Source organism: Parasynechococcus sp. (assembly GCF_042954245.1).
Classification (GTDB): Bacteria; Cyanobacteriota; Cyanobacteriia; order PCC-6307; family Cyanobiaceae; genus Parasynechococcus.
This window is the reverse complement of the sequence record NZ_JBGKDP010000080.1, coordinates 1-19,226: the sequence shown is the minus strand read 5'-3', so window position 1 is coordinate 19,226 and position 19,226 is coordinate 1. Positions and strand designations below refer to the sequence as shown.

32 protein-coding genes and 4 pseudogenes are annotated in these 19,226 nt (G+C 55.2%); 21 read left to right on the top strand and 15 right to left on the bottom strand.

Annotated features, from left to right (window positions below; all coding sequences use genetic code 11):
* The 4 genes and pseudogenes from ACGVJ8_RS03900 to ACGVJ8_RS03885 form a co-directional block, all read right to left on the bottom strand.
* The coding region (locus tag ACGVJ8_RS03900) for a molecular chaperone DnaJ (RefSeq protein WP_392345616.1) at positions 1 to 653 on the bottom strand (653 nt) is incomplete at its 3' end.
* Positions 654 to 668: 15 nt separating this feature from the next.
* A pseudogene (locus ACGVJ8_RS03895) lies at positions 669 to 1,323 on the bottom strand (SDR family oxidoreductase).
* A 378-nt stretch (positions 1,324 to 1,701) separates the two neighbouring features.
* Positions 1,702 to 1,887, bottom strand: coding sequence for a hypothetical protein (locus ACGVJ8_RS03890; protein ID WP_392345615.1), 186 nt, complete (start codon positions 1,885 to 1,887; stop codon positions 1,702 to 1,704).
* Positions 1,888 to 2,093: 206 nt separating this feature from the next.
* Positions 2,094 to 2,438 (bottom strand): hypothetical protein, encoded by a 345-nt coding sequence (locus ACGVJ8_RS03885; protein WP_392345613.1) that lies wholly within the window; start codon positions 2,436 to 2,438, stop codon positions 2,094 to 2,096.
* A gap of 540 nt (positions 2,439 to 2,978) precedes the next feature.
* Here ACGVJ8_RS03885 and ACGVJ8_RS03880 point away from each other — a divergent pair.
* Positions 2,979 to 3,143, top strand: a complete 165-nt coding sequence (locus ACGVJ8_RS03880) for a hypothetical protein (protein ID WP_392345611.1) — start codon at positions 2,979 to 2,981, stop codon at positions 3,141 to 3,143.
* A gap of 383 nt (positions 3,144 to 3,526) precedes the next feature.
* Here ACGVJ8_RS03880 and ACGVJ8_RS03875 read toward each other — a convergent pair whose 3' ends face one another.
* Positions 3,527 to 3,865 (bottom strand): phenylpyruvate tautomerase MIF-related protein, encoded by a 339-nt coding sequence (locus ACGVJ8_RS03875; RefSeq protein ID WP_392345620.1) that lies wholly within the window; start codon positions 3,863 to 3,865, stop codon positions 3,527 to 3,529.
* Between the two features lie 286 nt (positions 3,866 to 4,151).
* Here ACGVJ8_RS03875 and ACGVJ8_RS03870 point away from each other — a divergent pair, with 286 nt between their 5' ends.
* The 6 genes and pseudogenes from ACGVJ8_RS03870 to ACGVJ8_RS03845 all read left to right on the top strand — a co-directional run bounded on the left by ACGVJ8_RS03870 (position 4,152) and on the right by ACGVJ8_RS03845 (position 7,327).
* Complete coding sequence (locus ACGVJ8_RS03870; protein ID WP_392345609.1) at positions 4,152 to 4,364, top strand: hypothetical protein; 213 nt, start codon at positions 4,152 to 4,154, stop codon at positions 4,362 to 4,364.
* A 64-nt stretch (positions 4,365 to 4,428) separates the two neighbouring features.
* Positions 4,429 to 5,429 (top strand): annotated as a pseudogene (locus tag ACGVJ8_RS03865) (hypothetical protein).
* 134 nt (positions 5,430 to 5,563) lie between these two features.
* The gene (locus ACGVJ8_RS03860; RefSeq protein ID WP_392345607.1) at positions 5,564 to 5,686 is read left to right on the top strand and encodes a hypothetical protein; all 123 of its coding nucleotides are present in this window, start codon (positions 5,564 to 5,566) and stop codon (positions 5,684 to 5,686) included.
* 495 nt (positions 5,687 to 6,181) lie between these two features.
* Positions 6,182 to 6,304, top strand: coding sequence for a hypothetical protein (locus tag ACGVJ8_RS03855; RefSeq protein WP_392345605.1), 123 nt, complete (start codon positions 6,182 to 6,184; stop codon positions 6,302 to 6,304).
* A gap of 499 nt (positions 6,305 to 6,803) precedes the next feature.
* Positions 6,804 to 6,929, top strand: a complete 126-nt coding sequence (locus tag ACGVJ8_RS03850; protein ID WP_392345603.1) for a hypothetical protein — start codon at positions 6,804 to 6,806, stop codon at positions 6,927 to 6,929.
* Positions 6,926 to 7,327, top strand: coding sequence for a DUF1499 domain-containing protein (locus tag ACGVJ8_RS03845; RefSeq protein ID WP_392345601.1), 402 nt, complete (start codon positions 6,926 to 6,928; stop codon positions 7,325 to 7,327). The genes ACGVJ8_RS03850 and ACGVJ8_RS03845 overlap by 4 nt, the downstream gene beginning before the upstream one ends.
* 7 nt (positions 7,328 to 7,334) lie before the next feature.
* Here the strand turns inward: ACGVJ8_RS03845 and ACGVJ8_RS03840 are convergent, their stop codons facing one another.
* Positions 7,335 to 7,475, bottom strand: a complete 141-nt coding sequence (locus ACGVJ8_RS03840; protein ID WP_392345600.1) for a hypothetical protein — start codon at positions 7,473 to 7,475, stop codon at positions 7,335 to 7,337.
* Between the two features lie 87 nt (positions 7,476 to 7,562).
* On the opposite strand from ACGVJ8_RS03840, the gene ACGVJ8_RS03835 reads away from it, so the two are divergent.
* From ACGVJ8_RS03835 to ACGVJ8_RS03825, 3 genes and pseudogenes are all read left to right on the top strand, one after another.
* Positions 7,563 to 8,939: a DUF2130 domain-containing protein gene (locus tag ACGVJ8_RS03835; RefSeq protein ID WP_392345598.1), complete on the top strand. Its 1,377-nt coding sequence runs from the start codon at positions 7,563 to 7,565 to the stop codon at positions 8,937 to 8,939.
* 3 nt (positions 8,940 to 8,942) lie between these two features.
* Positions 8,943 to 9,386: pseudogene (locus ACGVJ8_RS03830) on the top strand (early protein (E6)).
* Between the two features lie 313 nt (positions 9,387 to 9,699).
* Positions 9,700 to 10,017: a hypothetical protein gene (locus ACGVJ8_RS03825; protein ID WP_392345596.1), complete on the top strand. Its 318-nt coding sequence runs from the start codon at positions 9,700 to 9,702 to the stop codon at positions 10,015 to 10,017.
* An 11-nt stretch (positions 10,018 to 10,028) separates the two neighbouring features.
* Here the strand turns inward: ACGVJ8_RS03825 and ACGVJ8_RS03820 are convergent, their stop codons facing one another.
* Positions 10,029 to 10,184, bottom strand: a complete 156-nt coding sequence (locus tag ACGVJ8_RS03820) for a hypothetical protein (RefSeq protein WP_392345594.1) — start codon at positions 10,182 to 10,184, stop codon at positions 10,029 to 10,031.
* A 167-nt stretch (positions 10,185 to 10,351) separates the two neighbouring features.
* On the opposite strand from ACGVJ8_RS03820, the gene rpsU reads away from it, so the two are divergent.
* The 3 genes from rpsU to ACGVJ8_RS03805 all read left to right on the top strand — a co-directional run bounded on the left by rpsU (position 10,352) and on the right by ACGVJ8_RS03805 (position 11,612).
* On the top strand, positions 10,352 to 10,528 hold the full coding sequence (gene rpsU / locus ACGVJ8_RS03815; RefSeq protein WP_009790002.1) for a 30S ribosomal protein S21: 177 nt from the start codon (positions 10,352 to 10,354) through the stop codon (positions 10,526 to 10,528).
* A 151-nt stretch (positions 10,529 to 10,679) separates the two neighbouring features.
* Positions 10,680 to 10,919, top strand: coding sequence for a hypothetical protein (locus ACGVJ8_RS03810; RefSeq protein ID WP_392345592.1), 240 nt, complete (start codon positions 10,680 to 10,682; stop codon positions 10,917 to 10,919).
* A 3-nt stretch (positions 10,920 to 10,922) separates the two neighbouring features.
* On the top strand, positions 10,923 to 11,612 hold the full coding sequence (locus tag ACGVJ8_RS03805; protein ID WP_392345590.1) for a hypothetical protein: 690 nt from the start codon (positions 10,923 to 10,925) through the stop codon (positions 11,610 to 11,612).
* Between the two features lie 481 nt (positions 11,613 to 12,093).
* Here ACGVJ8_RS03805 and ACGVJ8_RS03800 read toward each other — a convergent pair whose 3' ends face one another.
* The 3 genes from ACGVJ8_RS03800 to ACGVJ8_RS03790 all read right to left on the bottom strand — a co-directional run bounded on the left by ACGVJ8_RS03800 (position 12,094) and on the right by ACGVJ8_RS03790 (position 13,171).
* Positions 12,094 to 12,249 (bottom strand): hypothetical protein, encoded by a 156-nt coding sequence (locus ACGVJ8_RS03800; protein ID WP_392345588.1) that lies wholly within the window; start codon positions 12,247 to 12,249, stop codon positions 12,094 to 12,096.
* Between the two features lie 108 nt (positions 12,250 to 12,357).
* A complete protein-coding gene (locus tag ACGVJ8_RS03795) occupies positions 12,358 to 12,861 on the bottom strand; it encodes a DoxX family protein (protein ID WP_392345586.1) in 504 nt (167 codons plus the stop codon).
* A 91-nt stretch (positions 12,862 to 12,952) separates the two neighbouring features.
* Positions 12,953 to 13,171: a CP12 domain-containing protein gene (locus tag ACGVJ8_RS03790; protein ID WP_006852050.1), complete on the bottom strand. Its 219-nt coding sequence runs from the start codon at positions 13,169 to 13,171 to the stop codon at positions 12,953 to 12,955.
* A gap of 186 nt (positions 13,172 to 13,357) precedes the next feature.
* On the opposite strand from ACGVJ8_RS03790, the gene ACGVJ8_RS03785 reads away from it, so the two are divergent.
* Complete coding sequence (locus ACGVJ8_RS03785) at positions 13,358 to 13,516, top strand: hypothetical protein (protein ID WP_392345584.1); 159 nt, start codon at positions 13,358 to 13,360, stop codon at positions 13,514 to 13,516.
* A 147-nt stretch (positions 13,517 to 13,663) separates the two neighbouring features.
* On the opposite strand, the gene ACGVJ8_RS03780 is transcribed toward ACGVJ8_RS03785, so the two are convergent.
* On the bottom strand, positions 13,664 to 13,834 hold the full coding sequence (locus tag ACGVJ8_RS03780; protein ID WP_392345582.1) for a hypothetical protein: 171 nt from the start codon (positions 13,832 to 13,834) through the stop codon (positions 13,664 to 13,666).
* Between the two features lie 77 nt (positions 13,835 to 13,911).
* Between ACGVJ8_RS03780 and ACGVJ8_RS03775 the strand changes: the two genes are divergently transcribed.
* Both ACGVJ8_RS03775 and ACGVJ8_RS03770 read left to right on the top strand, forming a co-directional pair.
* Positions 13,912 to 14,409, top strand: coding sequence for a hypothetical protein (locus tag ACGVJ8_RS03775; RefSeq protein WP_392345580.1), 498 nt, complete (start codon positions 13,912 to 13,914; stop codon positions 14,407 to 14,409).
* 17 nt (positions 14,410 to 14,426) lie between these two features.
* Complete coding sequence (locus ACGVJ8_RS03770) at positions 14,427 to 15,176, top strand: sulfite exporter TauE/SafE family protein (RefSeq protein ID WP_392345618.1); 750 nt, start codon at positions 14,427 to 14,429, stop codon at positions 15,174 to 15,176.
* Here the strand turns inward: ACGVJ8_RS03770 and ACGVJ8_RS03765 are convergent.
* Positions 15,153 to 15,383 (bottom strand): hypothetical protein, encoded by a 231-nt coding sequence (locus ACGVJ8_RS03765; protein WP_392345578.1) that lies wholly within the window; start codon positions 15,381 to 15,383, stop codon positions 15,153 to 15,155. The two genes, ACGVJ8_RS03770 and ACGVJ8_RS03765, sit on opposite strands and share 24 nt — an antisense overlap.
* Positions 15,384 to 15,480: 97 nt before the next feature.
* On the opposite strand from ACGVJ8_RS03765, the gene ACGVJ8_RS03760 reads away from it, so the two are divergent.
* From ACGVJ8_RS03760 to ACGVJ8_RS03750, 3 genes and pseudogenes are all read left to right on the top strand, one after another.
* A complete protein-coding gene (locus ACGVJ8_RS03760; RefSeq protein ID WP_392345576.1) occupies positions 15,481 to 15,750 on the top strand; it encodes a hypothetical protein in 270 nt (89 codons plus the stop codon).
* 257 nt (positions 15,751 to 16,007) lie between these two features.
* A complete protein-coding gene (locus ACGVJ8_RS03755) occupies positions 16,008 to 16,442 on the top strand; it encodes a nuclear transport factor 2 family protein (protein ID WP_392345574.1) in 435 nt (144 codons plus the stop codon).
* Positions 16,402 to 16,783 (top strand): annotated as a pseudogene (locus tag ACGVJ8_RS03750) (AAA family ATPase); the annotation flags it as partial. The gene ACGVJ8_RS03755 and the pseudogene ACGVJ8_RS03750, both read left to right, overlap by 41 nt.
* Positions 16,784 to 16,829: 46 nt before the next feature.
* On the opposite strand, the gene ACGVJ8_RS03745 reads toward ACGVJ8_RS03750, so the two are convergent.
* Positions 16,830 to 16,952, bottom strand: coding sequence for a hypothetical protein (locus ACGVJ8_RS03745; RefSeq protein ID WP_392345622.1), 123 nt, complete (start codon positions 16,950 to 16,952; stop codon positions 16,830 to 16,832).
* Between the two features lie 79 nt (positions 16,953 to 17,031).
* Between ACGVJ8_RS03745 and ACGVJ8_RS03740 the strand changes: the two genes are divergently transcribed.
* Both ACGVJ8_RS03740 and ACGVJ8_RS03735 read left to right on the top strand, forming a co-directional pair.
* A complete protein-coding gene (locus ACGVJ8_RS03740) occupies positions 17,032 to 17,214 on the top strand; it encodes a hypothetical protein (RefSeq protein ID WP_392345572.1) in 183 nt (60 codons plus the stop codon).
* Between the two features lie 530 nt (positions 17,215 to 17,744).
* Positions 17,745 to 18,188: a hemagglutinin gene (locus ACGVJ8_RS03735; protein ID WP_392345570.1), complete on the top strand. Its 444-nt coding sequence runs from the start codon at positions 17,745 to 17,747 to the stop codon at positions 18,186 to 18,188.
* Between the two features lie 415 nt (positions 18,189 to 18,603).
* Here ACGVJ8_RS03735 and ACGVJ8_RS03730 read toward each other — a convergent pair whose 3' ends face one another.
* Positions 18,604 to 18,801: a hypothetical protein gene (locus ACGVJ8_RS03730; RefSeq protein ID WP_006851951.1), complete on the bottom strand. Its 198-nt coding sequence runs from the start codon at positions 18,799 to 18,801 to the stop codon at positions 18,604 to 18,606.
* 91 nt (positions 18,802 to 18,892) lie between these two features.
* On the bottom strand, positions 18,893 to 19,226 hold a 334-nt coding region (locus tag ACGVJ8_RS03725), incomplete at its 5' end, for a hypothetical protein (RefSeq protein ID WP_392345568.1).

The window sequence follows — 19,226 nt, the reverse complement described above, 5'->3', positions numbered from 1 at the left end:
AAGCCCAACACCCTTAAAGCTGCACGGCGTGGATCACGGGTATGACCATCGTCCGGACGATCTGTTTGACGTTGGTCCGTTCGGGTGCGGCGCCCCTGCCGCCTGGAACCTGATTGGTCTTGGCGCTGACGCAGCTGCTCCACCACACGCTGTGGATCCTCATCCAGCCATTCACTGGCGCGAACCCCAAACAAGGCAAACGCTGCCAGAACTGCCGTTGTTTGCTTGTTCGGCTTGGCTCCCACCGCCGCCATGAGATCTGTTCCCAGCCCCGGAACCAGCCGATCCAGCCGTTGTTCAAGGGTTAAGTGGGCAGGAAAACTGCTGCGGTTGAGCTGATCAATCAACAGCTCCAACCCGCGCTGACGCAGTGCCGTCCATCCCGGCTCCTGGGCGAGGGCCTGCCCCCATGCCCGCACCTGTTGGATGCTGATGCGCGGTGGAGAGTGAGCCGATGGCTCGCTCCAAGGGCGATGGGATCTTGGTTCAGTACGAATGCGTTGGCGTTGCTGACGTTGCGATCGCTCCAACTCACGGTTGAGCCGCAACACCTCGCGACGTAAGGCGTCGTTCTCAGCCAGCAACGCCTCAACATTGCTGGTGACCCGTTGTTCAGGGCGTCCGCCTGACCAATGACGCGGATCAAAGCCCAAAGCATGTCTCCCGTTTCACCACGGCAACAACTCACCATTGGCATGCCAGAAGCTGCTGCTGGTGGCCATAGTCAAGCCATCGATCCGGGCCAGCAGACCCTTCACCAACTGCTCGGGGGGGATCCTACTTGGATTGAAGCGAATCATGCGGGTGCGCACCAATCCGGGATGCAAAATCGCCCCGCGATTCCAGATCAATCGCCAACGATTTTCCAGCCATGTTGAGGGCCACCTTCGACATCCGATAGCCATAGGAACCTCCCGAGCTGTTGTCGTCGATGGACCCCATGCGGCTGGTCATCAGCACCAACTTGGCTCCGCTGAGCATCTGATCCACCAAAGCCCTGGCCAACAGCAAAGGAGCAAGGGCATTCACCTCAAACTGGCATCGAATCCCGGAGGGGTCCAAATCCATCAGGCCCATCGACTGCAAAATCCCGGCATTGAGGATGACACCATTGAGGGGCAAACTATCCAGACGCTGCACCAGGTCATCAATGGCTTGGCTGTCGCTCAACTCAAGGCCGGCTTCCACCCGCACCCCCAGGCCCTCCAGTTCATCACTGGCTTGACGGCAAACCGCCACCACTTCATCGCCCCGGGCCTTGAGTTGTCGGCAGTACTCCAAGCCGATCCCACGGTTTGCGCCCGTGACCAGAAACGTCGCCATTGGAAAGTTTCATCGACCGCCATCCTGCCGGCTCTTGCGTCGATCCCCTGAATCGATCAAGCCCAAAAATCCCCTCGACGCCGTACTGATGCAAACACTGTTTCACCGTGAGCACTGAGACCGTGCTGCCGGTTTCTGCATCCACCAGCAGATATGGACAACCTCGGAGCACGCAGCGCCACCGTGCGTCGATATAAGCATCAAAAGCGTTGGCATGGGAACACTCCTCCACCCAACCTTCACTGCTGAGATACCGCGTGAGAATCATGCCCACAGGCGCCTGGGCCACCGGTTATGGCTCAGGACATTTCGCATCCAAGAGAGTGACTTGAAGTCTTCGGGATCGCAACGGCTCGGAAAACGCCGAAGCAAGGCTGATCAATGGGATTCAGCTGATCCCTGCACAACGGTGACCACCTGATTCCAGGTGGCATGCACCACGCGATAGGTCTTCAAGGCAGCGCGTGATTTGGTGCGGGCGTTCACAAAGGCTTTGAACTCCGTTTTGAAGCAGATCTCCTGGATCCACTGTCCTCCTGTATCAAGCCTCTCGATGCAATACATCAGAGATCAAGCGGTTAAAACATCACAACCGCAAAACATTTGCTGAGCACAAAATCGAAAGAGGCTGTTCGGGATCAATCAAAAAAGCCCCCGCGATTGGCGGAGGCTCGGGTGGTGTGAGGAGTCGACGATTCTGCAACTGCCGACCCTGATTTCATAGCCCGATTTCAGATCAGCAGCGGTCCCAGCCACAAAGGCTTTATCAGCTACAGATAAAGAACACTTGCGCGACAGCGCCGGAGCGCATCACGCACAGCCTCCAGCCTCGTCTCGTCCGGCCGATGCAGCCCTGCAGGCACCACCATCACGTCATTCGCATCCAGATGAACCCGTGCCGAGAACCAGGTGCCAGGTCCTGGCACAGACGCACGGCAGATCGGATCCTGCTTTTCGTCCAAACGTCGCTCGATCAACCAACCCTCCACCCGATCCAAGGGCTGAAACGCCGTTGAGGCAAAAGCGACAGGCGCCATCAGGGTGAGCAGCAACAAGCGCAGGGCCTGCATCAAAAGCTGGGGCGAGCGAAGCGCACCCATCGTCACAGAGAACACCTGTTCAGCCGCACTGTTGCGTTAGAAGGACTGCGTCGCGGAACCGTCGATGCCGTTATTTCGCTGTGAAGGGTGCTCCATGCGCATCGAACGCTCGATGGCGGCTTACTGGCGCAACAAGGGGAAATTGCTGTGCTCCTCATGCCTCGACCGCCAGGAGATGCCTCTGAAAGCGGCCGAGAGTGGCCGAAAACAAGGTTCTTCCAAATTCCGTGCCAACAGCAACAAAAGCTGACGCCAGCTGTGGGAATGATGCCTTCTTCGCTCCCTCCTCCCTGACCTATGGGTTTCCTCACCGTCGCCGGATGTGTGCTTCTGGCTTCCGCCATGTCTACTGCACTCACCACCAAGCCTTCGAAAGCCTGAGCGTTCGAAACGCAGGTACAAAGCTGAACAAAAAACCGGGGCTGGCCCGGTTTTTTGTGGCGATGAGCCCTTAGCTATTGATCTTTTCTCCCGCCAAAGAGATTTAGAACTGCAAATCAGACGTGCATGCAGCCCCCTTGCAGCAATAGATCCTTGATCTACTGAGCGAATCCCATGGAGAGCATCAGTCGCATCTGTGCCACCTCCAAGGGCACAACCATTGATGCCATCGGCCAGGGCCGATACCACGTCTGCAATCGAAATTCGGTGTGCTCTGACGTTGAAGGTCTTTGGCAGGCCTATGAAATTCTGCGGCGTCAAGAACAATCCTTAAGTTGATCGCTGCGACCAGAAATAAGTATCAACACTTACAGCACTTGAGTGTCCAGTACGTAACACTTGGTTCACCCCGGTGAGGGGTAATGCGTCGACTCCAGGAGGGCCTAGGGAACCCTCCTTTTTTATGTGGCGTTTTCAGAAATTCAGAGTTCCTGCACTGTCTTCCCCGAATTCCAGGTACAGGCAGCGGGCATCCTCAGCTCGACCGCAATTAATCAGGTGTTGAACCCGTTCGCGACACCACTGCGACACCCCAGAACTCAACTCTTTGTTGGGAAGACCACCGAAGGATTCCACTCACAGCAATCATTCATGTTGAGCAAACGCTAAGCAACGTGATTGACAACGCGAATTGGCTTGTTACTTGCAGTTAACAGCTGTTGTTACCCAAAGGTGTTGCCGTTCCACCCCCAACAGCTCGCCTGCACATCCTCAAAACCGATGTACACCCGGCTGGCAGGGATTCCCGTGCGTGCCAGGATCAGTTCACAGAACGCAGCTGTCATCGCAGGCGGACGCAGGGCACCGATCGATTTCACCTCCACGTAGGTACAGGGCTCGTGGCTGCCGGCGAAGGTCATCGGCACCCCCGTCTCCAGGAGCGTCATCACGTAGGCCTCCGGCTTGCCCGTCTGGTTGGCAAACTCGGACGAAAGCTCCTGCAGCAACGCCGACCCATCCTTCAACGCTGACAGCGACGTGCGCATATTGATCAGAGGTATTGACTCAAGAATGCTTGGAAAAAATTGGCACTCTCCAGTCATGAGTGCCAAGCCCTGACTATTGATCAAACTGAAATATTTCCAAAGGTAAAGACCGTCAACCTGAACAGTTTGACCGAAAAAAAGCTCACAAATTCCAAACAAAAGTGATCAGCTTAATGATCCTTCTTCACTTTTTTGGCCTTGGAGACCTTCTGCATCGCTTTGAACTCGAGCAGATCACAGGTCTCATAATCATGGGCTTCAGGCCACTCAGCCTGGATGAATGATGTACTGGTCGTAAAACATGGCCGACCAAAACCACTGGGATGGCGAGGTGATTCGTTACGACGTGATGAGCACCTGGCTTGATCAAGCCAAAGACATCACCCGTTGGAGGCATCGGTTGGATCAGGCGCCTGCAGAGGTTGAACTCTTGGCCGGCATTGGCGATCAACACACCTGGCGTGATCATTGGGAAGGCATGCTGCGCCAGACACCGCGTGCCGGCTGGCCATAACGAGCGGAGTGCAATGACAGGCTGTCCACCGATCAGTGGACGAGAAACAGACGTCGCTGCTGTGATGCTGAAACCGCGACACGCCTGGTCGAACAGCGCGATCGATCTTGAATAACTGCGTTCCGGCTTTGCCTGCGCTCTCCACATGCACCAACCGACGGTGCCGGCGGGAGTCAAACAACAGCTTGATCTCCCATCTTCAATACATGCTGGATCACCCCAATGAGGATGATAACCACAACGCAGAACCATTCGCCCACTGCTATCGGCGTCTTGCCGACCTGCTGCCTGAACTGATCAACGAAGGCTGCAGCCCAAGAATCATGCTCGACTACTCGGGCAATCTGCTCTGGGGAATTGAGCAGATGGGGCGTCGCGACATTGGCGATGCACTCCACTACCTCGCCTGTGATCCTTTGATGCAGGGGCATGTGGAGTGGCTTGGAACCTTCTGGAGCCATGCCGTGGCTCCATCCCCAGACCTGAAACTACAAATCAGCGCCTGGCAACAGCAGTTCGCGGCCTGTTTTGGCACCGCTGCCTTGGAGCGAGTCAAGGGGTTCTCTCCACCGGAGATGGCGCCACCCAACTATCCCGACACCCTGTTCGAATTCGTCAAAGCCCTCAAGCAAGCGGGATATTCAGTGGCTCCTGGTGCAAGAACACAGCGTCGAGTGCGTGGACGACAGCCCGCTGCAGCGTACCCAATGCTTCGTTCCCAATCAACTTCTCGTCAGGAACAGTCAAGGCGAGGAGATCAGCATGACAGCGCTGATCAAAACCCAGGGGTCTGACACCAAACTTGTGGGCCAGATGCAGCCTTATTACGAGGTATTGGGTTGCGATCGGCAACGCCTTGGTAACGTCGAGGTGCCATCACTGGTGAGCCAGATTACCGATGGAGAAAACGGTGGCGTGATGATGAATGAATTCCCGGAGGCATTCCGGCAGGCTAATCGCCACATCCGTGACAATACCAAAAGCACCAGCGCTTATCAGGAGTCGTTACTGCATGTGCTGCTGCTGGAAACCAGTTGTCTTCGGTACTGGGGGCAAGGTGCCTAGACCGACTACGCCCAGGAGATCCATCGCCGCGGAGAGGAGCTGCTGAGTCAGAGGACGGTCACGACTCCCGCCAGCCGAGAAATGCTTTACAGAGCGTTACATTCGTGTAACATGAACTCATTTGAGCGCGCTTCATGGATGATTACACAACCGCAATCATTGCCATGGTGGGCATTGGCGTCGTATTGACGGCTGCTGTTGTGTTTGCCCTGATGCAACCCAGTGACATGCCACCGATCGACGAGAACCGCAACTGAACATGGATATCGTCACTGAATTGCTGATCGCTGCCACCGAAACCGGGATCGCTCTGCTGGTGGCAGTTTCCCTGCCCATCGCTGAATCCCAGAACTGATTTCGAATTAGCCCATACCTTTCAAACGAAACTCCGTATAAATCGAAGCGGCATCGCGCTCACGATCTAGCTCCTCCAAATCGCTGCATCGGGCTTGCATCCAATAAACCGTTTCTCTCCAAATCTCCAAGCGATAACGGCGTTCGAGATTTTGCCCAGAACCGTCCAAAGCTCTACCAGCATCTCCTACAAAATCTAGACAATGCAGATTGATATTGTTTAGGATGTCAACATCTGGCGGATCGGCGCTAGATCAATATCGGTCTCAAGATAAAAAAGTCAATGTTCTTTCATTAAAACCAAGTACGGAACAGCACACATCGGCGATTAAACGCATCCGATGTTACGACAGCACAAGACCAAGCCAATACTTTGAATCGAACCTGCCGACGTCACCATGGAGCCCATCGCTCTGACACTTGGCCAACAGTTCGAGATTGAACAGCGCAGTCGCGATATCAATGCGATCACCGACGTAAAACAGCTGCAGGAAATCAACAAAGATCTGCTTTTGGCTTAGCAAGAGGAGATCGCTCGTTCACGCGCAGCAGTCAGCTCACACCTGAAGTAACGCTTCGTTAAAATAGGTTAGCTTAATTGTGAGTTGTGAACCTGAGCTTGCCTCAGCAATTTGAAGCTGAATCGATCAAACGGTCCATCGACGACACGGATGATCTCGATACGTTGAAAGTTCTAGCACGGGAACTCGCTGATCTCTACGTACGCCAGAGAGCTGCAACCGCATGGGTGATCGCTGAAAAATAAGCATTACACCTTGCTGTCATTTCGCCAGCGACGTTCCAAACGCTGACGGGCTTCATCAACCGTGTGTGCACTGGACAGAGTCGTTTTGGCTCGATAGGGGCGCGTGATCGACCAAAACTTGAAGGCAGAAGCGAGCGCCACCACCAACCATGCGGGCACAATCCAGCCCGGATTCGTCATCGTTACCCAGCAATGCACTCCATGATGGCGAACGGACAGCGAATCAGGCTGCATGCCCCCCCATCAGTGCAACCGTGGATCCTGAAGTACGGCAATTCGTGATCAGCCAGTTGGTGGTGATCGCACTACCGGTGGGAACCCTTTTTGGCCTCTGGCTTTGGATGCTCAACTGGAGCGGTCGTTCCCGCAGAGACCAGTGACCTTTCTTGCCGGCCTACTGGCGCCCGTCTTGATGCTGTTCCATCTTGTTGGCCCCGTCCCTGCTGAACTTGGCGTGAGCAACGGGGCGCTACGCGACTGCTCGACAACAGCTCACTGCGCCAGCCAAACCTGGGAAAGCAGCAACCCGATGGCTGAATTCAGCAGGCTGAGTGGGCTGGTGCAGGAGTCGCCGCGGACAGTTGTCGTGGATCAAACCGAGACCTACCTCCATGCCGAAGCCAGCAGCGCTTTCTTTGGCTTTGTGGATGACCTCGAGCTGTTCGCTGATCGCGACAACAACCGGATCCAGGCAAGATCCGAGTCGCGCCTGGGCGACTCGGATCTTGGTGTGAACGCAGCAAGATTGGCGGCGCTGCGGTCCGGGCTGGAAGGCTGAAGCCGGCTTAAACCTTGGCGCGACGCAGTTTACTCAGATCGGTGATCATTTCCTTGATGCCAACCACGAATCCAATGGCGGCCAAGGCCACGATGCTCACGATGATCACCGTGTCGAGCAGCGAGCGTGGATCGATCCAATCGGGCATGGCATGAACCGTGGGCTGATGTCGTGTTAGCCAGAGCCGGATAAAATCCCAGCACGTAGCGCGAACGTTCAACACAAATCGTCAGACATGCACGACATCATCTGCCCTCACTGCAACACAGCCTTCAAGGTGGATAAAGCCAAGTATGCCGACATCCTCAAACAGGTGAGGGATCGTGAATTTGAGCAGCAACTTAATAAGCGACTCGCCCTGGCGCAACAGGACAAACGCAATGCCATCGAGTTGGCCATTGCCAAAAAAGACAGGGAGATGCAAATGCTTGAGGCTCAACTCAAGCAAAGTGCAATGCATCAGGAACTGGCGATTAAAGATGCCGTTAACAAAGCGGAGAAACAGCGGGATCGCATTGCCGCTAAACTCCAGCAAATGCGTGAGCAGCAGGCAACAGAACTACGTCTAGCAGAAACCAAATTCACCAAAGAAATGCAGGCGACGACGCTACAAAAAGACAATGAAGTGAGGGATTTGCAAGCGCGACTCCAGGCTGGGGCCATGCAGCGCCAGCTGGCCGTGAATGAAGCGGTGAGCTCCGTGAAGAAACAACGGGATGCACTTCAGAGCGGGTTGAAGGAAGCTGAACTGAAGCATCAACTGGAATCTCAATCACTGAAGGACCGCTACGAAGCCCAGCTTAATGATCGGGATCAGGCCATTGAACGCTTGCGCGACATGAAAGCGCGGCTCTCCACCAAAATGGTAGGAGAAACCCTTGAACAACACTGCGAAACCGAGTTTAACAGGATTCGTGCAGCTGCTTTTCCGAAAGCCTATTTCGAAAAAGACAACGACGCGCGCAGTGGGAGCAAGGGTGATTACATCTTCCGCGACCAAGACAACCTCAACAACGAAATCATCTCGATCATGTTTGAGATGAAAAATGAGGCCAATACAACGGCAACAAAGAAGAAGAATGAAGACTTTCTCAAAGAACTAGACAAAGACAGAAACGAAAAAAATTGTGAGTACGCGGTGCTCGTCTCCCTGCTTGAGCCTGAAAATGAGCTTTATAATGCAGGGATCCTCGATGTGTCTCATCGCTTCCCGAAGACCTACGTCATTCGCCCACAATTCTTCATTCCATTCATCACATTGCTCCGCAATGCAGCCATGAAATCTCTGGAATACAAGGCTGAACTAGCTCTGGTTAAAGCCCAGAACATCGATGTAACCAACTTCGAGAACGACCTGGAAACCTTTAAAACAGCTTTCTCACGCAATTACGACCTCGCCTCCAGACGCTTCCAAACGGCAGTAGATGAAATCGATAAGTCGATCGATCACCTCCAGAAAACCAAGGACGCCCTGATGGGTGCTGATCGAAACCTGCGGCTCGCTAATGATAAGGCACAGGATGTGACCATCAAAAAGTTGACCCGACGCAATCCAACGATGGCTGCCAAGTTCGCCGATTTAAACGACCCAACTGATCAAAAATCCGCCTAAGCGATGCCCTCCAGTGCACGCAACCGCATCGGCGAGGTTTACGGCAGACTCACCGTGGTGCGCGCATCCGAACGGCGAACCAAAGCAGGAAACGCCTTTTGAGGGTGCCGCTGCAAGCCCAAGCCTACCATGAATGCCTGTGAAAACTGTGCCCGCGAACTTCAAATTGAAGGAGTATATCGCAAAAACGATCGCGAGGAAAAATAACAGCGACAGACAGCGCTTGAAGCCAGATCACAGCTGAAGGGTCAAGTGCCTGAAGGCTGGCCTTCTCTACCGCTTACCGATGCCCACACGCGAGAGCTGGGACAAAAACTCTTTTTCCGTGGCACAACTTGTCTGCGTGGACACTTAGCTCCTTACCGGATCAACGGCGGTTGTCAGGCTTGTTCCGGTCAGACTCCATCCGCGGCAGATTCGCCATCAACCAAGCCCAGAGAGTCATAACGACGGCACCAAAGGTCAACATCGCCAGGAGCTTGGCTTCCATTCAGAGGAAATCGAAATCGTCTTCCGAATCACCGGAAAATGCATTCATCCCGAGAGCAGAAAAGGGCACAAACACGGCTGCCATCACAAGTATTTCCACGGGCTTGAGAACAGCCAACTGAACCTAACGGGTTTAACTTTACAAAAAGTCATCAGAACTACCGTCCTGCTGGAGTGAGTTCAAATACTCATTTCTGATCCAGGCATAGGCATTTCACTACGTTGTCAGCTCAGACGGTCGAATCAGACTGAACTGAGTCGGACAACGACGATGCCAAAGGTGCTGAAGGCGGCCTCACAAACGATTCGCAATCTGCTCAAGCCGGCAGCTCAACACAGCTTCTCCGAAGACCGGCTCCGCAACGACCGGCAGAGCTACATCGCGATGACGCGGGCGCTGGTCGATGCCCAGCTCGAATGGCGTGATGTGGAGCTCATCTCACGCCTCTGGAAAGAAGTGGCAAAACGTGGCATGGATCACGGCCGGCTGCTTCACCTCATCTGCAGCGTTGAAGCTCATCACGATGATGAAGCCCTGCAGAATGCCGATACGGCCTATCTGCAGCTGGTTGATCCGAGCGATCCCTGAGGTGGAACTCTTCAGAGCTCGAACAGAGCCTCCAGCAGCATAGCGGGATGGGTCGACGCCCCTGCCGTGCTGCGTTCCAGCTGAACGGCCATGACGCAGTGGGCCAGGAATCGAACGGCCGAAAGAACAGCCAGACCAATGCACAGGGGGCAGTGCGTGAAGGTCAAGACAGGTGCCTACCGGAGTGATGGACCCATCCCAAAGCAGAAGCTGGGACGCGCCACGATCTCTTCAACAAGCGTTATGCAAGAGACTCAACCCACGGCAGGCGGGTGGTGAATGGGGGAGAGGGGGCTGGTAAAGTTGTCCTTTATTGCTCTCTTTCGGGGAACGGATGAGTCAGGTCACAGTCGGCGAAAACGAAGGTATTGAATCCGCGTTGCGCCGCTTCAAGCGCTCGGTCGCCAAAGCCGGCATCTTTTCTGATCTGCGTCGGATCCGTCACCACGAGACTCCCGTTGAGAAATACAAGCGCAAACTGAAGCAGCGTTCACGCAACCGTCGTCGCTGAGCTGGCACTTTAATTACAAAAAAAACAGGCCCGAAAGCCCGGTTTTTTTTTGTGCCCGTTCGTCGCTCAAAAATGATTAAGGGCGCAATGTCACGGTGCGCTCTTGTTTTCGCCAGACTTCACAAATACTTAAGACGACCAAGACCAGCCGATGATGTTGATCAATCCTTTTTGCCCAATCAGCGCGGCAAAAATCGCTGGCTTGAAGACCACCGTGGTCTTGCTGTTGGTGATGTTGATGAAGTCGAAATTGCTGCGGATCAAGATGTCCCTCCTGGGTTCTGTTCTTGGATTCGCCATGTTGGTGGGATTTCTGTTGACCACAGGCCTGCTGACCGTGATCACTGGCGGAGCCGTTGCTTACGCCGCCATGCAAAACCAGAACAACTGAGTCGTGCGCAATCGTCTCCCTTTGTTAAGCGGACTTGCACTGGCAACTCTCGGGGTTTCAGGTCTTGCCGGCGGTGGTTTGCTTTGGAATTTTCAGGGCCGCAGCCTGGGGCTTGGCGGCACCGTTACAGCATTGGTTCTGCTGGGAATCAGCTTCGTTCTGCTGCGGCCTGAACCGCAACTTGCACCCGTTGAAGTCCCTGAAATCAGCCAGCCGTTCAAGGTCAAAGCACCACAGGCATCCATCCTCGGCCTGATGCTGGCGGCCCTGGGCACTTTCGGCATGGCGGGGTCGGGGTTGCTGTGGAACTTTCAGGGTCTGGCGTTTGGACTCACCGGCACCCTCACTGCCGCCGTTGCTCTTTTGCTGAGTCTGGTTTTTCTGTGGCCACTCGGCCCATCCAAGGCCGCCAACCAACCTGTTTCCCCCGCTGCAGTTACCGCCAGCACCTCGGAAACAGAACGGGTTGAATTGATCGAAACCGTTTTGCAAAGCGCACCTTCCGCACAAACCACAGCAGAAGCCATTGCCGAACTGTTGGCAGCTGAACAGAAAGAACGTCCAGAACCGAAATTGATAAATTTCGCTCCGTTGAATCTTTTGCCGGGCCAAAGCATGCCCACAAGGACTCGCCGCGGTGGAAGCGCTCTCGGCCGTTATCGCTCAATGGCTAACGACTTGTTCAAGGGCTGAAGTCTCTCCAGATATTGCGGATCTGTCAATGCCAGGGAGTGATGTTGAGATCACGGCGTTGATCAGATTCTCTAGGGTTCATCAACACTGAATCCAGCCTCTTCCATGTCCCGTCTCAGACGACGGGTTACAGGTATGAGTGCGATTGAAAGCATTAACGCGGCAAGAAGAAGAAAGGGAAGTAACGACAGTAACCAAATGGTGGCCATCACAGTGACTGCCCCCACCATGACCGTCTTCAACCATCGCGGCAGAGTTCTGCTCCGTTGACCTGGAAGGTGCTTCATGGCTCAGGACAATCCATTCGCTCTTGAAAAATCCGCTGGAGTTCACGCTGAAACGCCGTTGCGCTGAGAGGTTCTTCCAAGTGCCTGCGTTGGTTACACCGAAGCACAGCTCCAATCCAACAAACCTGCAGAACAATCAACAGCGAAGCGATGATCAGAACCGGAGATTCAGCATCATCCCACTGCATCTCAGCTCAATAACTGGATTGAGGCAGGGTAAAGCCTGACTGCATATGACCAACATCAAGCATCACGTAGGTTAACAAAATCAACACTGCTGCAATACCTGCCCCTGCAGCAACCTTCGCCAATGAACGGCCAATCATCTCGAGCAGGTTGACCTCTTTCATCGCGTTAATCCAACTTTTACGATTCTGACGTGTCTTTGCCCCATACCGTCGCCAGCCATGAAAAAAGCCCCGCAATTGCGAGGCTTTTTCACGTACTCACGCTGATGTTCAGCGACTGGCCACGGCCTCTTCCAGAACAACAGACTTGCCATCGGCGAAATCTGCGTTTTCCGCAGCAGAAAATTGCATGTCGGGCTCAAGACGGCGGGCAATGAGCTCGTCTATGGAAAAGACGCCAGGGCCACAGGCGAGAACGGCCAAAGCAGCCGCGAAATAAAGCCCAAGCAGCTCAAGCAAGTAGATGTTGAAGCCTGCGGTGACGATGGCGTGATAGATGGCGACAGAAATTGTACCCGCCACTGATAAAGCTCCCATCCGCGTCAGCAACCCAGTGATCAACAACCAGCTACCGATCACTTCCGAGAACGCTGCGACGTATGAGAGAAGGATCGGGAAGGGAAGATGTAGAGGGCGAACGAATGCATCAGCAAAATTCTCGATGTTGGCGAACTTCTCATAACCGTGGTGAATCAACAGTGCGCCGGTGAACACCCGAAGCAGCAGCAGACCAAGATCACCAGCAATGGGGCGAGTAAGGATGGCGCGAATCACCACATGACACATCAACTACACACAACTTAAATAAGTTGTGTGTAGAAGCGCGGCTTCGTGCCTGGTAGGAGTCATAAATGAGTACTTCTACTCAGTCGTCGTACACAAGGCACTCGGGCTCATCGGGGTTCTGCTCGCAGAACAGCTCAAGAGGGGAGGGGTCATGGGGATCATCAGGAAATTCCTTCTTGTGATCCAACAGCCACTGCAGTTCTTCTGTGAGATGACGCACCTTGCCTTCGTTATGCTCAGACAGGGCCTTGAGGAACTCCTCCTGGTCCTTCTGGATGTGCTCGTCAATCGTTTTCATGACTGAAACTGTCATCTGGCTGACATTCGGTTGCTAGCGAAGACAGCCCCGATCGATCAGTCGGTAGATCTACCTTTATGGCCGAAACAACACAATAGTTCCGCTCCGGCGCCTATAACGTCCTGTGACACCTCAGTGGCCACTGGACGTTGTTTGAAGGAAAGTCAGGAAGCTAATCATGAGTGGATGCCATTTTCCGAACGCAGTGTTCTGGCGGGACTGCTTGTTCTTGCCGTAGGCGTGGTGGTGGGAATCGGGATTGGCTCAGCCAATGCTGTTGCCGCCCTGACCCAAGGGGCACCCAATGTTCTTCAAACGTGGTCGGGGGTGGTTGCCCTGCCGTGAAGATTGACTCGACATGCATTCGAACCTATTAGAAGCGGAGATCGGGTGAGTCGCGCGATGCTGTCAGATGAACAGCAGATTTTCAATCGTGGCAAGAAGTCACTGAGGCAATTCCTGAAACGGCTTCAACGATTTCTGTTCGGATAATCAACGCGTTCCAACACTGATATTCCCTGCGCCAATTAACTGTTCAAGGCGTGCAGTGAGTTTCCGTTCAGCGCGATCAAATCGATCCTGATTGCCGGCCACGTAGGCAAGCTCTTCATTGGTGATCACCTGGTGGGTGACGGCATCAAGGTAGATCTGAACCAGGGACATCCACATGGGCACCAACCGGCAGCCATCCTGGCAACACTTGAATGCAAACGGTGAATCTGGCCACGCGGAACTGAGCCATGGATCGAGAGATCATTCAGAGCCTGATCAAGCAATGCAGTTTGGGGCTGTTTGATCTGGCCTGTGCCGTGAGCGGACACCCAAGCTGGGATCTCAACCTACCTGTGGGGGTAATCGATGCACGACGCTCCAAACCGAAACTGATGGTGAGCGCCATCGGCACCATCAACTCAACCCTGAAGGCCTCATCCACCATTGCCCACCCATTAATGGTGCGCCTGTTCGAACGTTTCGAAGACGTGGGCCTGGAACAGGCGCTAACGGAAATGAAAAGCGGTGACGATGGAGAGGCGTTCTGCGAGGTCTGGCAGGCCTACAGGGATGAACGCCGTTGTGGTGATGCCCCGATGTGGAGTATCGAAGACGCCACGGCCTTTGTGGTGCAGTCCCGCGAAGCCCACGCTGACCGTGAGGTGGCCTGCGTTGCCATTCTTCCTGGAGATCCCCATCGCATCATCACGTTTTCAGTGCCCATCGCCTTCTTGACACGAGATTGAGCGCGTCCGAACTGCTGATGCAAATCGCCCTGCTGGGCATCGCCATTGGCGCCAATGCCCTCTCTGCACTGGCGGGAGGGGGAGCGGGACTGGTTCAACTGCCCGCACTCATCCTTCTCGGTCTTCCTTTCTCCATGGCACTGGCCACCCACAAGGTGGCCAGCGTTGCCCTGGGGCTAGGAGCGACGGGGCGTCATTGGTGTGCCAGTAGCCTTGACCTGAAACGCTCGGTGCTGGTGTTGGCTGCCGGTCTTCCAGGGGTGTTTATGGGGGCCAGCATGGTTCTTGCGCTTCCCGATCAAGTGGCCACCGCGAGCCTTGGTCTGCTGACCCTGGGGCTGGGGTTTTACTCAGCTCGGAAAGCGGATCTGGGTACGACCGACCAGCCCCGCCCGCTGACGGCCCGCACCGTCGGGTTTGGCAGCTGCGGGCTGTTCATCATTGGCATTCTCAACGGTTCACTCACCTCAGGCACGGGGTTGTTCGTCACCCTGTGGCTGGTGCGCTGGTTCGGGCTGAGCTATGCCAGAGCCGTCGCTCACACCCTGGTTCTGGTGGGCCTGGGATGGAATGGCACCGGGGCGCTGGTGCTGGGTTTGAGCGGTGAAATCCGTTGGGACTGGCTTCCTGCCCTGGTTCTCGGGTCGCTGATCGGAGGCTTCCTGGGAGCCCACTATTCCCTGGTGAAGGGAAGCCGCTTGGTCAAACGATCGTTCGAGATCTTGGCGCTACTGATGGGCGGATCACTCCTGATCCGGAGCTTCTGATTCGGTCTCTGCAAGAAAACGCCCCAAGAACCGCGTGGCCAACACCAACGTTGCGGCACCATAGGCGATGAACGTCACCGCCTGACCAGAGCTGGCCGTTTCGTAGACCTCACCCGTCAGCAGCATCCAGTCCATCAAGGACGCCACCGTCCCCCAGATCACCACCCAGACGGACACATAAGCAACACCGCGAAAGGTCCGATTCACAAGGCCATGGTTCGATCGGACACGACGCTAGGGGAAGCCGCTCGAACGAGGAAGGCCTGCGGCTCCCGTAATGTCGCTAATTGAACCGGTTGAGGGGATGCCGAAGAAACGCCGCAAGCTCAACAAGGAGATGGAAGAGGAGATGGCCGCCGCCAAGCGGAAGATTGAGCTGGTGGGCGCGCTGATCAACGACATCCGTGATGAGGACATTCAGGGTGAGTACCTCGGGGCCTTCACGCAAATTCGCAGCGCCGTGGTGAATCTGATCGCGAAGTACACAACGGACGGATTCTGCGAAGAAACCGAGGGCCTGCTGGCGCTCTACAAGGGACTGATTCAGCAGTTTGAAGAGGAGTACGAGCTCTGAACAGGCACCAAGGCAGCACAGCGTTTAGGTTCACTTCTCCCCGTGCCTTGCCATGGCCCTTCGAGAATCCAAACCTCAGGTATCCCCACTGCGCCTGAAGATCACCGTGTTGATTGCTGGCTTCGGGCCACTTCTCGCCATTGGCATCTGGCTTCAGTCGAAGGGTTTTTTCAACTGACGCTCTGCCCGGTTCCCGGCGTGAGCGGGGCCAAAACCATGACAGCTCAGATGGCCGCCGACTTCTGATTACAACACCAATGCTTCAACCCCCGCTGGACGCAGAACAGATCCGTGCCCTGTTCACCAAGCCTTACGGCACGCCCGGCCCCACAGCTGCGCAATGGAAGGCGGTCTACGCCGACGACGTGCATTTCACCGATCCAACCCAGGAACGGCAAGGAATTGACGCCTACATCCTTGCCCAGGACGGTCTGATGCAGCGCTGTGATGACGTTTTCCTGGAAACAGAATCGGTGGTGGTGAATGGTGAAACAGCCTTTGTTGAATGGCGCATGGGCCTCAAGATCAAAGGGATTGAATTCATCTACCCCGGCGCGACCCGGCTCAGCTTCAATCCAGACGGAAAGATCGGGGACCACCGTGATTACTTTGATTTCGTCGGCCCCACGTTTGCTCCCGTGCCCGTGATTGGTGGACTGGTGCGGTGGCTCTACAAACGGTTCGTTGTCTGAACCCCTGCCACAGGGCCATCTTTTGATCGGCCCCCCGGGCAGCGGAAAGTCCAGCCTTGCCGGGATCCTCGCTCCGTTGCTTCCCGCACGGGTGATCTCCAATGACGCTCTGAGGCAACATCTCTGGGGGAGTGAGAACGTGCAGGGCCCTTGGTCTGAACTTTCTCCATGGAGCCATCGACAGCGCCGTCGCTGCTGGCGACAACGTGCTTGTGGATGCCACCCATGCGCAACTCAACTGGCGCCAACGGTTGATGCACCGAAGCCTGGGGGCGCGACACATTCAATGGACTGGTTGGTGGTTGCAAACACCGTTGGATCAGTGCCTGGTCTGGAACCGCTCCCGCCAACGATCCGTTCCAGAGGCCATGATTCGTGCGATGCACTTCAGGCTGAGCAGCCCCCCAACAGGCCTGAACCCAGCGAAGGATTCACAAGCTTGTCCGCCTCAATCCCGCCGACTCGCACCTCAACGATCAGATCCAGCAGGCCATCCAAGCCATCCATCATCGATCGCCATGAAGAAAGGTGAGCAGGTCATGCACCCCCTATGGAGTCCCATCAACGTGATTCCAACCGCATCTGTGCCATGACGCTCGGCGAGCTCTTTCTCGAAGCAATGTCCACCGGCGTGATTACCAACGGCGAGATGGCGTGGGTGACCGCCCGGCAAGATCAATTCACACGAACTGAGGAAGCTGTTGTGCAACGGCTCGGCCGGTTAATCGATGAAGGCATGATTCAACTGGGTTGTCGCATGCCCATGGCCTGACTGAAGGCAGGGCTCTGATGACGCGCATATCTTGCTGCTACACCGGCGATCTGCACTGTTCAGCGGAACATGAGCCCTCCGGTGTGTCTTTAAGCACCGATGCTCCGCCTGATCATGACGGGCGAGGGGAAAGCTTCTCACCAACAGATTTATTGGCGACCGCCCTGGGCACTTGCATCTTGACCGTGATGGGAATCACGGCTAAACGCCGGAACTAGTCTGTCACCGCCGCAGAAGCATCTGTTGAGAAGATCATGACCCAAGCGGGCCGCGCAAGATCGAAACACTTCGGGTGTGGATCACACTGCCCAAAAAAGGCTTATCGGAGGAACAAATTCAGTTGTTTGGGCGTATTGTGAATGACTGCCCGGTGAAATGCAATTTGGAGCCATCCATGACAATTGATTTGATCTGGTGCTGATCATCCGCTTTTTTCGCAGGGCGGATTTAGAGCAGAAATAAGAAGAACAAGAGGAGGCACGGTGAGACTTCACTTCATACCGATTCATGTCTTCCGAGAAACCGCATCGGTGACGTTCTTTGATGCTGGGGTTCCTGAAAGCAATGGCACCGACGTGGTCGCACACCATGGCGCTGCCACGTCACCCCCCGACCAAGATGGTTCAGAGCAGTACTACGTGCACCGTCATCAGGTGGACAACAACCTTGTACTTGAGGGTTCTCGAACGTTCACGTTGCTCAATCCGGCCTGGGATCACCCACATCACATCATTCATTTGATCCGGGCGATGGGTGCTCTGCAAATCCCTATCGGAACCTATCACCGCTCCGTTTCCAGCAACGAAGGAAGCCTGGTTCTAAACCAGTCCATGCGTGATCACGGATTTGATTACAGAGCGGAATTCATCCCCGTAAGGATTGAAGAACGGGAGGATCTCCTTAAGGCAAAGGCAAGAGTTCCATGGATCTGGAGCTGGAAAGATGGGCACATCTGCAGAGACCACGACGCTTAGTGATGGTGCTTGCGTCGCCGTGAATGACGATGCATGCGCTTCACCAAGCGGCCGCTAACGGAACGATCTTCAGCACACTCGAGCTGATTCCAACGCCATCCCAGCCAAGACAGCGCCACGACGATGGCAATGGCGATCAACCAACCCACGAGGACAACAGCTCAAGAGAACAACTCAGAGGCAAAGACTGCTGGAGCACAGCTCTTCCTCATCACCAAGATGCGTCCGAACGCAGGTGGTGATGCACTCGCCATCATCGATCGAACAGGTGGTGATGCACTCCAGGCATGCCTCAACCGAATCCCAGGTTCCAGCCTGTTGTTGCTCCATAGCCTTCTCAACCAACTGAATACGTCGTAGGCCGCCAATCGATCACTGTCGCTGCTTCCGTAAAGAGGAGTGAAGGCGACAGGTTTCAACGTTGACCGTCCTGGTCAAGACTGAACTCAAGCAACGCTGCCGTGAGCAAGGTCTTCATCGACTGCAGGGCCTCCTGCTCTCTGGGATCTGGCCCCCCGGGCCATTTCTCAAGGTGAAAGCTCACCGAGCGGTGGAGCAGGCGAACAGCTTCAAGGTCCAGATCGAACTGGAGGGTGGGGCGAGGCTCACTCATGCACCCATTCTCCCCAACATCACGTTGACAGCTCACAAGGGAACAAGTAGTACATACTTATTGGCAAGATGCGTATGGGCATCGTCAATGCTCACCCGCCAAGCGCCTGGCCGCCGATGGGATCAGGGCAGCTCCGACCCAGCCGGTTCCTCATGGTGTGCCTGTGACCTGCCAGCACTTTCAGCACACCCTTGCTGAGGCAGGGGTCACCCAGCCAGCTTGCGCTCACCACCAACAACGCCTCCCCCAGGGAGCGCACCTCGATCACCGCTGCCACCAATGGATGCAGCGGCTTGAGAAGGAGATCGGCTGATGTCCTGAGGGAGCCTGATTCGCCCCCACACCCATCCCTCATAGCCAACACAGCAACAAAAAGCCCCCTCCGCGGAGGGGGCTTTTTGTTGCTGTGTTGGCTATGAGGGATG

What these genes read in the sequence shown, in the direction of transcription:
- ACGVJ8_RS03775 (WP_392345580.1), top strand. Translation starts at nt 13,912, where the DNA reads ATGGATCGAGAGATCATTCAGAGCCTGATCAAGCAATGCAGTTTGGGG.
- ACGVJ8_RS03780 (WP_392345582.1), bottom strand. Translation starts at nt 13,834, where the DNA reads ATGTCCCTGGTTCAGATCTACCTTGATGCCGTCACCCACCAGGTGATC.
- ACGVJ8_RS03835 (WP_392345598.1), top strand. Translation starts at nt 7,563, where the DNA reads ATGCACGACATCATCTGCCCTCACTGCAACACAGCCTTCAAGGTGGAT.
- ACGVJ8_RS03760 (WP_392345576.1), top strand. Translation starts at nt 15,481, where the DNA reads ATGCCGAAGAAACGCCGCAAGCTCAACAAGGAGATGGAAGAGGAGATG.
- ACGVJ8_RS03855 (WP_392345605.1), top strand. Translation starts at nt 6,182, where the DNA reads ATGGAGCCCATCGCTCTGACACTTGGCCAACAGTTCGAGATTGAACAG.
- ACGVJ8_RS03800 (WP_392345588.1), bottom strand. Translation starts at nt 12,249, where the DNA reads ATGAAAGAGGTCAACCTGCTCGAGATGATTGGCCGTTCATTGGCGAAG.
- ACGVJ8_RS03810 (WP_392345592.1), top strand. Translation starts at nt 10,680, where the DNA reads ATGATGTTGATCAATCCTTTTTGCCCAATCAGCGCGGCAAAAATCGCT.
- ACGVJ8_RS03790 (WP_006852050.1), bottom strand. Translation starts at nt 13,171, where the DNA reads ATGAAAACGATTGACGAGCACATCCAGAAGGACCAGGAGGAGTTCCTC.
- ACGVJ8_RS03740 (WP_392345572.1), top strand. Translation starts at nt 17,032, where the DNA reads ATGACGCTCGGCGAGCTCTTTCTCGAAGCAATGTCCACCGGCGTGATT.
- rpsU (WP_009790002.1), top strand. Translation starts at nt 10,352, where the DNA reads ATGAGTCAGGTCACAGTCGGCGAAAACGAAGGTATTGAATCCGCGTTG.
- ACGVJ8_RS03730 (WP_006851951.1), bottom strand. Translation starts at nt 18,801, where the DNA reads ATGAGTGAGCCTCGCCCCACCCTCCAGTTCGATCTGGACCTTGAAGCT.
- ACGVJ8_RS03755 (WP_392345574.1), top strand. Translation starts at nt 16,008, where the DNA reads ATGCTTCAACCCCCGCTGGACGCAGAACAGATCCGTGCCCTGTTCACC.
- ACGVJ8_RS03890 (WP_392345615.1), bottom strand. Translation starts at nt 1,887, where the DNA reads ATGTATTGCATCGAGAGGCTTGATACAGGAGGACAGTGGATCCAGGAG.
- ACGVJ8_RS03745 (WP_392345622.1), bottom strand. Translation starts at nt 16,952, where the DNA reads ATGATGGATGGCTTGGATGGCCTGCTGGATCTGATCGTTGAGGTGCGA.
- ACGVJ8_RS03825 (WP_392345596.1), top strand. Translation starts at nt 9,700, where the DNA reads ATGCCAAAGGTGCTGAAGGCGGCCTCACAAACGATTCGCAATCTGCTC.
- ACGVJ8_RS03880 (WP_392345611.1), top strand. Translation starts at nt 2,979, where the DNA reads ATGGAGAGCATCAGTCGCATCTGTGCCACCTCCAAGGGCACAACCATT.
- ACGVJ8_RS03770 (WP_392345618.1), top strand. Translation starts at nt 14,427, where the DNA reads ATGCAAATCGCCCTGCTGGGCATCGCCATTGGCGCCAATGCCCTCTCT.
- ACGVJ8_RS03870 (WP_392345609.1), top strand. Translation starts at nt 4,152, where the DNA reads ATGGCCGACCAAAACCACTGGGATGGCGAGGTGATTCGTTACGACGTG.
- ACGVJ8_RS03785 (WP_392345584.1), top strand. Translation starts at nt 13,358, where the DNA reads ATGCCATTTTCCGAACGCAGTGTTCTGGCGGGACTGCTTGTTCTTGCC.
- ACGVJ8_RS03840 (WP_392345600.1), bottom strand. Translation starts at nt 7,475, where the DNA reads ATGCCCGATTGGATCGATCCACGCTCGCTGCTCGACACGGTGATCATC.
- ACGVJ8_RS03860 (WP_392345607.1), top strand. Translation starts at nt 5,564, where the DNA reads ATGGATGATTACACAACCGCAATCATTGCCATGGTGGGCATTGGCGTC.